The organism is Streptomyces sp. NPDC090127 (genome assembly GCF_044746945.1).
In the GTDB taxonomy this organism is placed as follows: Bacteria; Actinomycetota; Actinomycetes; order Streptomycetales; family Streptomycetaceae; genus Streptomyces.
Map to the genome: position 1 here is coordinate 242,116 of NZ_JBIVDE010000005.1, position 13,190 is coordinate 255,305.

The window sequence follows — 13,190 nt, forward strand, 5'->3', positions numbered from 1 at the left end:
ATGCCCGTCGTACGTGATCTGCGCGTACTCCTGCGCCTGACGAACTTCCGCCGCCTCCTCGCCGTCCGGCTGCTCTCCCAGTGCGCCGACGGCGTCTACCAGGTGGCGCTGGCCACGTACGTCGTCTTCTCCCCCGAGAAGCAGACCTCTCCCGCTGCCATCGCCTCGGCCATGGCCGTGCTGCTCCTCCCGTACTCCTTGGTCGGACCGTTCGCCGGAGTGCTGCTGGACCGCTGGCAGCGCCGCCAGGTCTTCCTGTACGGGAACCTGCTGCGCACCCTTCTCGCCTGCGGTACGGCCGTCCTGATGCTGGCTTCCGTACCCGACTGGCTCTTCTACGCCTCAGCCCTGTCGGTCACGGCCGTCAACCGCTTCGTCCTCGCCGGACTCTCGGCGGCACTGCCACGGGTCGTCGACGACGAGCGGCTGGTCGTGGCCAACTCACTGTCCCCGACGGCCGGCACGGTGGCAGCGACCGTGGGCGGTGGTCTGGCCTTCGGGATCCGGCTCCTCTCCGAGGACTCCGACGCGGCGGTCGTCCTGTTCGGCGCTCTCCTCTATCTCTGCTCCGCGCTGGCCTCCCTGCGGATGCCCCGGGAGCTCCTGGGCCCCGACCCCGAGGAGATCCAGCCCCGACTGGGCGCCGCCCTCGCCTCGACGGCCCGGGGGCTCGTGGCCGGGCTGCACCATCTGGCCGAGCGGCGGCCCGCTGCCCGCGCGCTGGCCGCGGTGACGCTGATGCGCTTCTGCTACGGGGCGCTCACGGTGACCGTGCTGATGCTCTGCCGCTACGCCTGGAGCTCCACGGAGTCCGAGGGGCTCGCTCTGCTGGGGCTGGCCGTCGGTGTCTCCGGAGCCGGGTTCTTCGTGGCCGCCCTGGTCTCACCCTCGGCGATCGGGCGGTTCGGACCCTTCGGCTGGATGACCGTCTGCGCGGCTTCGGCAGCTGTGCTGGAGCCCGCGTTGGGGCTGCCCTTCACGCAGACCCCTCTGCTGATCGCGGCCTTCCTGCTCGGTCTCGTCACCCAGGGCACCAAGATCGCGACAGACACGGTCGTCCAGATGACCGTGGACGACGCCTTCCGCGGACGGGTCTTCGCCCTCTATGACACGCTCTTCAACGTCGCCTTCGTGGGCGCTGCGGCGGTCGCGGCGTTGATGCTGCCGCCGGACGGCCGGTCCGTCCCCGTCGTTCTCATGGTCGCCGCGGTGTACGCCTCGATCGCGTTGATGCTGGGGCGCCAACAGAAGAAGGGGTGATGTTTCACGTGAAACATCACCCCTCCCGACTGTGGCCCCGTCGATGTTTCACGTGAAACATCGACCGCACCGACTCAGCCCTGCGTCGCCCACCACTCCTTGAGCGCGGCGACCGCCGCCTCGTGCTCCATCGGCCCGTTCTCCAGGCGCAGCTCCAGCAGGAACTTGTACGCCTGCCCGACAGCGGGGCCTGGCCGGATGCCGAGGATCTCCTGGATCTGGTTGCCGTCCAGGTCGGGCCGGATCGAGTCGAGCTCCTCCTGCTCCTGGAGCTGCGCGATCCGCTCCTCCAGCCCGTCGTAGGCGCGCGAGAGAGCACCCGCCTTGCGCTTGTTGCGCGTCGTGCAGTCCGAGCGGGTCAGCTTGTGAAGGCGGGAGAGGAGGGGGCCCGCGTCGCGCACATAGCGACGCACCGCGGAGTCGGTCCACTCACCGGTTCCGTAGCCGTGGAAGCGGAGGTGCAGCTCCACCAGGCGCGAAACGTCCTTGATCATCTCGTTCGAGTACTTCAGGGCCGTCATGCGCTTCTTGGTCATCTTCGCGCCGACCACTTCGTGGTGGTGGAAGGAGACCCGACCATCCTTCTCGAAGCGCCGGGTGCGCGGCTTGCCGATGTCGTGCAGCAGCGCGGCCAGGCGCAGCACCAGGTCCGGCCCGTCCTCCTCCAGGTCGATCGCCTGGTCGAGGACGGTCAGGGAGTGCTCGTAGACGTCCTTGTGCCGGTGATGCTCGTCGCTCTCGAGTCGCAACCCCGGCAGTTCCGGCAGCACGTACGCGGCGAGGCCGGTGTCGACGAGCAGACCCAGCCCCTTGCGGGGGTGCGCGGAGAGCAGGAGCTTGTTGAGTTCCTCACGGATCCGCTCCGCGGAGACGATCTCCAGACGGCCGGCCATCTCCGTCATCGCCGTGACGACCTCGGGGGCGACCTCGAAGTCGAGCTGGGCGGCGAAGCGTGCGGCCCGCATCATGCGCAGCGGGTCGTCCGAGAACGACTCCTCCGGCGTCCCGGGGGTACGCAGGATCCGTGCGGCGAGGTCGTCGAGGCCACCGTGCGGGTCGATGAACTCCTTCTCCGGGAGGGCGACGGCCATGGCGTTGACGGTGAAGTCACGCCGGACAAGATCCTCCTCGATGGAGTCGCCGTAGGAGACCTCCGGCTTGCGCGACGTCCGGTCGTACGCCTCCGAGCGGTACGTCGTCACCTCGATCTGGTAGCCGCTCTTCTGGCAGCCGACCGTGCCGAAGGCGATCCCGACCTCCCAGACCGCGTCGGCCCACGGCCGAACGATCTTGAGGACGTCTTCCGGCCGGGCGTCGGTGGTGAAGTCGAGATCGTTGCCGAGCCGTCCGAGCAACGCGTCCCGTACCGAGCCGCCGACCAGCGCGAGGCTGAACCCCGCATCCTGGAATCGGACGGCGAGGTCGTCGGCGACAGGGGAGACGCGCAGCAGTTCACTGACGGCGCGGCGTTGCACCTGGCTCAGTGCGGTCGGGGTGTCTTCGTTGGCGTTCGGCACAACAGAAAAGGGTACGTGCCCCGGCCCTGGGCAGCGTCCCCGTTTTCCCACGGAGCGACCGCCTTGCCCCCATCGGCTGGAGCAGTCCCCGGCACTTGCCCCCGGCGTGCCTCGTTACCATGCGTGGACACAGCAACGGGGAACCACCGACACCACTGATACGACGAGGACGGGCGAGCGCGTGGCCGAGGCGGCAGACATCCAGGGGACCCTTCCCTCACCTGCCCGTCGGTGGCTGCGGCGGACGGTGTCCCTCCTTGCCGGGGCGCCGCTGCTGGCCGGGCTCCTTCAGGGCGCCGTGGCCCCCTCGGCCGTCGCCGCCGAGGACGGCACCGGCTCACGCACCGTCGATGTGTCTCTCGACACGCTCTCGCCGAGCGCCCCGGTGGAGGGCGACACCGTCACGGTCTCCGGAACGCTGACCAACAAGGGCAAGCAGACCGTGACGGATGCCACGGTGGACGTGCGGGTCGGTCCGCGCATGACCAGCCGGAGCCAGATCGAACAGGTCTCGGGCCGCTCCGGTTACCGGCCCGGGAGCGATCCCGCCGCCCTCGGCGGTGCCTACACGGTCAAGGTCCCTCGGCTTGCGGCGGGGCTCAGCACGGAATTCAAGCTCTCCGTCCCCGTCGACAAGATGGGCCTGGACGACCCGGGCGTCTACCAGCTGGGCGTCTCCCTCTCGGGTCAGACCCCCTCGCAGCCCGGGCCGCACGTGCTCGGGATCGAGCGGACGTTCCTGCCCTACCAGCCCGAGCCGGCGGAGAAGAAGACCCAGCTCACCTACCTCTGGCCGCTGATCTCCTCGGCACATGTGTCGGCACAGACCGGCACCGACGACCAGCAGACGCCGGTCTTCGAGAACGACGACCTGGCGGCCGAGCTCGGCCCCGGCGGGCGCCTGGACCACATGGTCACGCTGGGCAAGGAGCTCCCGGTCACCTGGGTGATCGACCCGGACCTGCTCGCCACCGTCGACGCGATGACCCGGAGCTACCAGGTCAAGAGCGCGGCGGGCACGGTCCCCGGCAAGAACCAGATCGTCGCCAAGCGGTGGCTGGACGCCCTGCAGAAGGCCGTGGCGGGGCGCAAGGTCGTCGCCCTGCCGTTCGCCGACCCGGACATCGCCTCGCTCGCCCACCGCGGCAAGGACGTCCCCGGCTCGCTCAGCCACCTTCAGCCGGCGACGGAGCTCGCCGGTTCGACCGTGGAGACCATCCTTCATGTGAAGCCGTCCACCGACTTCTCCTGGCCCGTGGACGGGGCCGTCGACCCTTCGATCATGGATGTCGCCACCTCGGCCGGCGCCCACAAGGTGATCGCCCGCAGCGACAGCTTCCAGGACGACCTCCCGTACACGCCGACCGCGGCCCGCCCCATCGGGGGCGGCACGACGGCCGTCGTGAGCGACGCCTACCTCTCGACCGCGTTCGAGGGCGACCTGCTGCCGTCCGGGAACTCCACGCTCGCCGTCCAGGAGTTCCTGGCCCAGTCGCTCGCGGTCACGCTGGAACAGCCCGACCAGCAGCGCAGCATCGTGGTCGCCCCCCAGAGGATCCCGACCACGTCACAGGCACAGACCATGGCGACCGCGCTGCGCGGGCTGTCGGCCCAGCGCTGGACCCAGCCCCTCGATCTGATCGCGGCCGCCGCGGTGAAGCCGGACCCGGACGCCAGCACGACGGTGCCGAGCGCCTCCCGCTACCCGCAGCAGCTGCGCAAGCAGGAGCTGCCGGTCGAGGCCTTCCGGGACATGAAGGACACCCGAGCGGGTCTGGACGACTTCAAGGTCATCCTCACTCAGCCCGACCGCGTGGTGACGCCCTTCGGCAACGCGATCAGCCGCGAGATGTCGACGTCCTGGCGCGGCCAGGCCCCTGCGGCCTCGCTGTACCGGATCAGGGTGCTCGAGTACCTCAAGAGCCTCACCCGCGAGGTGCAGCTCATCGAGAAGTCGGACCTCACGCTCTCCGGCCGCAGCGCCACCATCCCGGTGACCGTCCAGAACAAGCTGCTGCAGGGCGTGGACGACCTCGTGCTGAGGCTGACGTCCACCAACAAGACGCGTCTGAAGTTCGAGGGCGGTGCCCCGGTCGCCGAGCTTCCCGTCAAGATCGGCGCGGGACACAGCCAGTCCGTGAAGTTCGACGCCTCGGCCAACGCCAACGGTCCGGTGGCGATGACGGCCCAGCTCTTCACCAAGGACGGCACCCCCTACGGGCAGCCCATGACGTTCACCGTGAAGGTCTCCGAGATCACCCCGACGGTGATGCTCGTCCTCGCCGGTGGTGTGCTGCTCCTGGTCCTCGCCGGAGGCCGGATGTACGTCCAGCGCAAGCGCGCGGCGGCCCGGAACGCCGAAGCGGAGGCCGCGGAGGACGACGATCCCGAGCAGCCGAGTGACCCGATGCCGGACACCGCCCACGAAAGCGGCGACCCGTCCGGCCCGGGTGAGAAAGTGGACCGTTGAGCGATGTCGTGGCCGGTCGGCCGGGGACGATGAGGTGGGGTAACCATGAACGCGCCGTACGACGGTGACCGCGGGCACGGCCGGGGCGGTACCGAGCCGTCCGGTGGAACGCCCGCGGATGCCTCGGGACCCGGTCAGTCGCCGGTTCCTCCACCGCAGCAGCCCGCCTCGGACCCGTATGCCCAGAACCCGTACGCCCAGGACCCCTACCTCCAGGACCCCTACGTCCAGGACGCGTACACCCACGATCCGTTCCAGGCGCGGGACCTGTCCGCGCAGGACCCGGTGGGCGAGGCCCTCTACGACCGCGCCGCGCACCCTCCGCCCCCGCCCGGGACCTACCAGGAGCCCCAGCCGCTCTATCAGCAGCCCGCGGCGCCCCAGCACGGTCCCGACCCGAGGGTGTGGGCCCAGACGCCTGCTCCGGAGCCGGACGGGCCCTCGCGTCATCTGCCGTACGGCGACGACGCCCGCACGGTCCAGTTCACCGGCGTGGACGATCTCGTGACCCGGGCCGGCGACGAGCACCCAGAGCCGGACGCCTTCGCCCACCTCTACCGGGACCAGCAGACACCCGGCCAGGTGCCGCCGCCCGCTCCGGAGCCGAACCCGATGCCCGCCCCCGCCCCGAAGAAGTCCGGTCGCGCCTCCGGGCTGCTGAAGTCCAGCGCGGTCATGGCGGCCGGCACGCTCGTCTCCCGGCTGACCGGCTTCGTCCGCAGCCTGGTCATCACCGGCGCGCTCGGCGCCGCCCTGCTCGGTGACACCTTCACCGTCGCGTACACCCTGCCGACGATGATCTACATCCTCACCGTCGGCGGCGGACTGAACTCCGTCTTCGTCCCGCAGCTCGTCCGCTCGATGAAGAACGACGAGGACGGCGGCGAGGCCTACGCCAACCGGCTGCTGACCCTGGTCATGGTGGCGCTCGGACTGATCGTGGTCGCCGCCGTCTTCGCGGCGCCCCTGCTGATCCGGGCGATGTCGAACACCATCGCCGACGACGCGGCGGCCAACAGCGTCGCCGTGACCTTCGCCCGCTTCTGCCTGCCCACGATCTTCTTCATGGGCGTGCACGTGGTGATGGGTCAGATCCTGAACGCCCGGGGCAAGTTCGGCGCGATGATGTGGACCCCGGTCCTCAACAACATCGTCATGATCGTCACGTTCGGCCTCTTCATCTGGGTCTACGGCACCTCCGCCGAGTCCCACATGGGTGTGCAGACCATCCCGGACGACGGCATCCGCCTGCTCGGCATCGGCACCCTGCTCGGCCTGGTCGTCCAGGCGCTGGCGATGGTCCCCTACCTGCGCGAGGCCGGCTTCCGCTTCCGCCCACGGTTCGACTGGAAGGGCCACGGTCTCGGCAAGACGGTCAAACTCGCCAAGTGGACCGTGCTGTTCGTCCTCGCCAACCAGGCGGGTGTCCTGGTCGTCACCCAGCTCGCCACGGCGGCCGGTGAGGAGTCCGGCAGGAACGGCGCCGGCTTCCTCGCGTACTCCAACGCCCAGCTGATCTGGGGCATGCCGCAGGCCATCATCACCGTCTCGGTCATGGCCGCCCTGCTGCCCCGCATCTCCCGCGCCGCCCATGACAACGACCCCGGCGCGGTCCGCGACGACATCTCGCAGGGCCTGCGGAACTCCGCCGTCGCGATCGTCCCGGTCGCCTTCGCCTTCCTGGCGCTCGGCGTCCCGATGTGCACCCTGCTCTACGCCTCCAGCGGCGTGCAGGCCGCCCAGGGCATGGGCTTCATCCTGATGGCCTTCGGCCTCGGCCTCATCCCGTACTCGGTCCAGTACGTCGTCCTGCGCGGCTTCTACGCCTACGAGGACACCCGGACGCCGTTCTACAACACGGTCATCGTCGCCGCCGTCAACGCGGCTGCCTCGGCGGCCTGTTACTTCGTACTCCCCGCCCAGTGGGCCGTTGTCGGCATGGCCGCCTCGTACGGTCTGGCCTACGCGGTCGGCGTCGGCGTCGCGTGGCGCCGGCTGCGCAACCGCCTCGGCGGCGATCTGGACGGCGCCCACATCATGCGGACCTACGCCCGTCTCTGCCTGGCATCGCTGCCCGCCGCGGTCGTGGCCGGAGCCGTCGGTTTCGGCCTCTTGAAGCTGCTCGGCGAGGGCGCCCTGGGCTCGCTCGTGGCCCTGCTCGTCGGCGGCGTCATGCTCCTCGGCGTCTTCTTCGTGGCCGCCAAGCGCATGCGGATCGCAGAGCTGAACTCCATGGTCGGTATGGTCCGTGGACGCCTGGGACGGTAGGAAACCGTCCCCCGCACAACCATCGTCGTCTGCCGCGTGTCGTGCAGAGCGGCCGACTGTGGGCACAATTGGCTTGGCTGTTGGATGTGGCGCAACGGATGGGGAGGCAGGAACGACGGTGGCGGAACGTAGCACGGCTGCCGTCGACGTGGCCGACAACAGCGGTGACGACCCGCTGACCGCCAAGGCGGACACGGCCGCGACCGACGGGGTGGCGGAAGCGCAGGACCAGGCGGAGCAGTCCGCCGAGGTCACAGAGGACAAGGCCGGTAAGCGGCAGAACGGCGAGCAGCCCTCCATCGAGACTCCCGAGCTGCACAGCGGGCACAAGCTGGCCAGGCGCTACCGCCTGGAGGAATGCGTCACTCGTCTGGACGGATTCAGCAGTTGGCGTGCCGTCGACGAGAAGCTTCGGCGTGCCGTCGGCGTCCACCTGTTGCCGGCGGACCACCCCCGGGCCCGTTCGGTCCTCGCGGCGGCCCGCTCGGCCGCGCTGCTCGGAGACCCCCGGTTCGTCCAGGTCCTCGACGCGGTCGAGGAGAACGACCTCGTATACGTGGTGCACGAGTGGCTTCCCGACTCCACCGAGCTGACGGCGCTGCTCGCCGTAGGCCCGTTGGAGCCGCACGACGCCTACCAACTCGTCAGCCAGGTGTCCCAGGCCATGGCCGCCGCGCACCGCGAGGGCCTGGCCCATCTCCGCCTCACGCCCAGCGCGGTCCTGCGCAGCTCCACCGGCCAGTACCGGATCCGCGGCCTGGCCGTGAACGCCGCGCTGCGTGGCATCAGCGCCGAGCGCCCCCAGCGCGCCGACACCGAGGCGATCGGAGCCCTGCTGTACGCGGCGCTGACCCAGCGCTGGCCGTACGACAGCGACGCCTACGGCCTGACCGGACTCCCCAAGGGAGTCGGACTGCTCCCTCCCGATCAGGTACGGGCGGGTGTCCACCGCGGGCTGTCCGAGATCGCCATGCGGGCCCTGGCCAACGACGGCGCCACCGCCTCGCGCCAGGAGCCGCCCTGCACCACCCCGGACGAGCTCGCCAAGGCCGTGGCGGCGATGCCCCGTATCCGCCCGCCGGAGCCGGAGTTCCCCGCACCGCCCGACTACCAGCGCACGACCTACCAGCAGGGCACCTACGGCCGCCCGCAGCCCCGCCCGGGCATCCCGGTGGCCCAGCCCGTGATGATGCCTCCGGCCCCGCTGGAGAGCCGTACGGGCCGGGCTCTGAAGTGGGCCGTGTCGGCCCTGCTGATCGCCGCGCTCGGTCTGGGCAGCTGGCAGATCGCGGACCGGCTGCTCGACCAGAACAAGAACAGCAAGGAGCCCCCGCAGACCACGCAGCCGCAGGACAGCGAGGACGAGAAGCAGCCCGTCACGGGCAAGCCGGTGACGATCGCCGGTGCGAGCGACTTCGACCCCGACGGCAATGGCTCCGAGACTCCGTCGGAGATAGGGAATGCCTTCGACGGCAACCCCTCGACGTCCTGGCAGACGGCCATCTACTACGGGTACTCGGACTTCGGCAGGCTAAAGGAAGGCGTGGGCCTGATCCTGGATCTCGGTACGGTTCAGGAGGTCTCCACGGTGGACGTCACCTTCGAGGGCAGGACGTCGGTGCAGCTGCGGACGGCGCCTGAGAACGCCCCGTTCCGGCCCACGACGGCCGACGGCTTCACCACCGTGGCCTCCGGCTCCGGGACGCAGGTCGCACTCAAGGCCACCAAGCCCGTGAAGACGCGCTACGTTCTGGTCTGGCTGACCGACCTGCCGGGTAGCGGTGACGGTTTCCGCGGCAAGGTCTCGGAAGTCAAGATCACCAGCTGACGCGTCGGGGGAGGGGGCTCACCGTTGGACGAAGCCATAGGAAGCGGCATCAGCGACCAGGAACTCCTGACGCGCCATGTCGCCGGCGATCCCGACGCCTTCGGTGAGCTCGTACGGCGTCACCGCGATCGGCTGTGGGCGGTGGCGCTGCGGACCCTGGGGGACCGTGAGGAGGCCGCTGACGCCGTCCAGGACGCCCTGGTGTCCGCCTTCCGGGCCGCGCATACCTTCCGAGGGCAGTCGGCCGTCACGACCTGGCTGCACCGGATCACGGTGAACGCCTGTCTCGACCGCGCCCGGAAGGCCGCGTCGCGCAAGACCTCCCCGATGGACGACACCGAGCGCTTCGAGCAGCTCCTCGAACCCGCCGAGTCGGCCGAGGCCCCTGTCGAGCGCCAGGATCTCCACCGTGAGCTGCTGGCCGCCCTCGCCACGCTTCCCGCCGACCAGCGGGCCGCCCTCGTCCTCGTGGACATGCAGGGCTACCCCGTGGCGGAGGCGGCCCGCATCCTCGACGTACCCACCGGAACGGTGAAGAGCCGCTGTTCACGCGGACGGGCGAGGCTGCTCCCGATGCTCAGCCATCTGCGCGCCGAGACCGTGGGTAACGAGGGCCCCGAGCGGGGAAGGAACCGGACGCCGGGGACATCCGTCCCACCGGTGTCGGGGCCATCGGATACCGGACCGAACGGGCCGGCTGCTGTGAAGGGTGGAGGTGGGCGCGCGTGACTTCCACGACCGGCAGGGCCGACACAGCACAGCACCCGGACGTCTCGGAGATCTCCGACCTGACCGAGGGGCTGCTCTCACCCTCCCGTACGGCAACCGTCCGTCGGCACATCGAGAGCTGCTCCCTCTGCGCGGACGTACAGACCTCCCTGGTGGAGATCCGCGGACTGCTCGGCACCCTCCCCGGCCCGCCCCGCATGCCCGCCGACATCGCCGGGCGCATCGATGCCGCCCTCGCCGCCGAGGCGCTGCTGGACGCCACCTCCCCCGAGGTCGACTCCGATGTTTCACGTGAAACAGCGAACGACCACGCCGAGACCCCGCCGTCCGCGACGCCCGCCCCGGCGGCAAGCCGCCCCGGCGGCCACCCTCGCGCCGCCACCGGCCCCGGGCGCCCCCGTTCCCGCCGTCGCCGCATCGCGGCTCTCGGCGCGGCTTTGAGCGCCGCAGCGCTCGGCATGAGCCTCTTCCTCACCCAGGGCGGTCTTCAGACGCTCACCGGTGGCGAATCGGCCGACCGGGAGGCGTCCACCGCAGCGAGCGGTGTCGGCGGCCGCTTCGACGGCCGGCCGATGGAAGCCGAGGTCCAGGAGCTGCTCCGGCCGGACACCCTCAAGGTCCCCGGCGAGACCCAGCCGGAATCGCTCTCCGCCGAGAACGAGGCGGGCACGAAGCGGAACACGCCCGAAGTCCTCCCGGAGTGCGTCAAGGCGGGCACCGGTCGCACGGAAGCGGTCGTCGCCTTCCAGCGGGGTGACTACCAAGGAACACCGGCCTACCTCCTTCTGCTGCCCAAAGGGACGGAGGGCGCCGAAGTCCAGGCCTACGTCCTGGATGCCTCCTGCGCCGACAACCCGGGACAGGGCAAGGCCGAGGTTCTACTCACGCAGACCTACCCGCGCCCCTGACCCCTTGCCGTGCCGTGCGGCGTTCTCGGGAATGTTGGCCCCGTAGGATCCGTTGGGTGGGGTGAGAGTCACCGACAGACCACCCTGTAGGCAGCTGGCAGTCCGCAGAGACGAGGAAGAAACCCGTGAGCGACGTCCGTAACGTGATCATCATCGGCTCCGGGCCCGCGGGTTACACCGCTGCGCTCTACACGGCGCGTGCGTCGCTGAAGCCGCTGGTCTTCGAGGGTGCCGTCACCGCTGGTGGCGCGCTGATGAACACGACCGACGTGGAGAACTTCCCCGGCTTCCGTGACGGCATCATGGGCCCGGACCTGATGGACAACATGCGTGCCCAGGCCGAGCGCTTCGGCGCCGAGCTGGTCCCGGACGACATCGTCTCGGTCGACCTGACCGGTGAGATCAAGACCGTCACCGACACCGCCGGCACCGTGCACCGCGCGAGGGCCGTCATCGTCACGACCGGCTCTCAGCACCGCAAGCTCGGTCTCCCGAAGGAGGACGCGCTCTCCGGACGCGGCGTCTCCTGGTGCGCCACCTGCGACGGGTTCTTCTTCAAGGACCAGGACATCGCCGTGGTCGGCGGTGGCGACACCGCGATGGAGGAGGCCACCTTCCTCTCGCGCTTCGCCAAGTCCGTCACGATCGTCCACCGTCGGAATTCCCTGCGCGCCTCGAAGGCGATGCAGGAGCGCGCCTTCGCCGACCCGAAGATCAAGTTCGCCTGGGACAGCGAGGTCGCCGAGATCCACGGGGACCAGAAGCTCTCCGGTCTGACCCTGCGCAACACCAAGACGGGCGAGACCAGCGAGCTGGCGGCCACCGGCCTGTTCATCGCCGTGGGCCACGACCCGCGCACCGAGCTCTTCAAGGGCCAGCTGGAGCTGGACGACGAGGGTTACCTCAAGGTCGACGCCCCGTCGACGCGGACCAACATCCCCGGCGTCTTCGGAGCCGGCGATGTCGTCGACCACACCTACCGCCAGGCGATCACCGCCGCCGGCACCGGCTGCTCCGCCGCGCTCGACGCCGAGCGCTTCCTCTCCGCCCTCGTCGACGCCGCGAAGCTCGCCGAGACCCCTGCGGTCTGACCCCACCACTCACACCACGCAAAGTTAAAGGGAGGTTGCCGTGGCCGGCACCCTGAAGACTGTGACCGACGACGACTTCGACGAGGTCGTTCTCAAGAGCGACAAGCCCGTCCTGGTGGACTTCTGGGCCGCATGGTGCGGACCGTGCCGCCAGATCGCCCCGTCGCTGGAGGCCATCGCGGCCGAGCACGAGGAGATCGAGATCGTGAAGCTCAACATCGACGAGAACCCGGGTACGGCTGCCAAGTACGGCGTCATGTCCATTCCGACGCTGAACGTCTACCAGGGCGGCGAGGTCGTGAAGACGATCGTCGGCGCGAAGCCGAAGGCCGCGATCCTCCGCGACCTCGAGGACTTCGTCGAGGCCACTGCCTGACCTCTGTTTCACGTGAAACATGAACGGCCCGTCTCCTTCCGGAGGCGGGCCGTTCGTCATCGGTCAGGGCAGAACTACAGGGGTCGCAGCGCAGGCTCCTTCTGGACGGCGCCCAGCAGGCGGTCCAGGGCCAGCTCCACATCTTCCTTCCAGGACAGCGTCGTCCGGAGCTCCAGGCGGAGCCTCGGGTGTGCGGGATGCGGTCGCACGGTCTTGAAGCCCACCGCCGTGAGGTGGTCCGCCGGCAGCACACAGGCCGGCTCCTTCCACCGGGCGTCCCCGAAGGCCTCGATGGCCTTGAAGCCGCGCCGCAGGAGATCCTTGGCCACGGTCTGCACCATCATCCGGCCGAGCCCCTGCCCCTGATAGCTCGGCATGATCCAGGCCGTCATCAACTGGACCGAGTCCGCCGAGACGGGGCTCGTGGGAAAGGCCATGGAGCGGGGCACATACGCGGGCGGCGCGTAGAGGACGAAGCCGACCGGCACCTCGTCGACATAGACCACGCGACCACAGGATCCCCACTCCAGCAGGACCGCCGAGATCCACGCTTCCTTCTCCAGCTCCGGTCGGCCCGCCTTCAGCGCGGCTTCCCCGCTCACCGGGTCGAGCTCCCAGAACACACAGGAGCGACATCGCTTGGGGAGATCCGGAAGGTTGTCCAGAGTGAGCGGTACAAGCCGACGCCCCACGGCTCTTCCCTCGCTTCCCACGGCCATCACAGCACGGTCACGCACTGCAAG

General features: G+C 69.9%; 10 protein-coding genes. 8 read left to right on the forward strand and 2 right to left on the reverse strand.

The annotated features are described in order from the left end of the window. The gene (locus ACIPPS_RS19995) at nucleotides 1-1,260 is read left to right on the forward strand and encodes an MFS transporter (protein ID WP_401433655.1); all 1,260 of its coding nucleotides are present in this window, start codon (nucleotides 1-3) and stop codon (nucleotides 1,258-1,260) included. A gap of 74 nt (nucleotides 1,261-1,334) precedes the next feature. Here ACIPPS_RS19995 and ACIPPS_RS20000 read toward each other — a convergent pair whose 3' ends face one another. Continuing rightward, nucleotides 1,335-2,777, reverse strand: coding sequence for a CCA tRNA nucleotidyltransferase (locus ACIPPS_RS20000; protein ID WP_401433658.1), 1,443 nt, complete (start codon nucleotides 2,775-2,777; stop codon nucleotides 1,335-1,337). A 181-nt stretch (nucleotides 2,778-2,958) separates the two neighbouring features. Here ACIPPS_RS20000 and ACIPPS_RS20005 point away from each other — a divergent pair, with 181 nt between their 5' ends. The 7 genes from ACIPPS_RS20005 to trxA all read left to right on the forward strand — a co-directional run bounded on the left by ACIPPS_RS20005 (nucleotide 2,959) and on the right by trxA (nucleotide 12,447). After that, a complete protein-coding gene (locus ACIPPS_RS20005; RefSeq protein WP_401433661.1) occupies nucleotides 2,959-5,247 on the forward strand; it encodes a DUF6049 family protein in 2,289 nt (762 codons plus the stop codon). 45 nt (nucleotides 5,248-5,292) lie between these two features. Continuing rightward, on the forward strand, nucleotides 5,293-7,515 hold the full coding sequence (murJ, locus tag ACIPPS_RS20010; RefSeq protein ID WP_401433664.1) for a murein biosynthesis integral membrane protein MurJ: 2,223 nt from the start codon (nucleotides 5,293-5,295) through the stop codon (nucleotides 7,513-7,515). A 118-nt stretch (nucleotides 7,516-7,633) separates the two neighbouring features. Next, nucleotides 7,634-9,343, forward strand: a complete 1,710-nt coding sequence (locus ACIPPS_RS20015) for a protein kinase family protein (RefSeq protein WP_401433666.1) — start codon at nucleotides 7,634-7,636, stop codon at nucleotides 9,341-9,343. A gap of 24 nt (nucleotides 9,344-9,367) precedes the next feature. Then, nucleotides 9,368-10,072, forward strand: coding sequence for an RNA polymerase sigma factor SigM (gene sigM, locus ACIPPS_RS20020; RefSeq protein ID WP_401433669.1), 705 nt, complete (start codon nucleotides 9,368-9,370; stop codon nucleotides 10,070-10,072). Further along, entirely contained in the window at nucleotides 10,069-10,980 is a 912-nt protein-coding gene (locus tag ACIPPS_RS20025; RefSeq protein WP_401433672.1) for a hypothetical protein, read from the forward strand. The genes sigM and ACIPPS_RS20025 overlap by 4 nt, the downstream gene beginning before the upstream one ends. 125 nt (nucleotides 10,981-11,105) lie before the next feature. Further along, nucleotides 11,106-12,071, forward strand: coding sequence for a thioredoxin-disulfide reductase (gene trxB, locus ACIPPS_RS20030; RefSeq protein ID WP_401433675.1), 966 nt, complete (start codon nucleotides 11,106-11,108; stop codon nucleotides 12,069-12,071). Between the two features lie 40 nt (nucleotides 12,072-12,111). Beyond that, on the forward strand, nucleotides 12,112-12,447 hold the full coding sequence (gene trxA, locus ACIPPS_RS20035; protein WP_401433677.1) for a thioredoxin: 336 nt from the start codon (nucleotides 12,112-12,114) through the stop codon (nucleotides 12,445-12,447). A 74-nt stretch (nucleotides 12,448-12,521) separates the two neighbouring features. On the opposite strand, the gene ACIPPS_RS20040 is transcribed toward trxA, so the two are convergent. Continuing rightward, a complete protein-coding gene (locus tag ACIPPS_RS20040) occupies nucleotides 12,522-13,139 on the reverse strand; it encodes a GNAT family N-acetyltransferase (RefSeq protein ID WP_401433680.1) in 618 nt (205 codons plus the stop codon). Nucleotides 13,140-13,190: the final 51 nt, after the last annotated feature.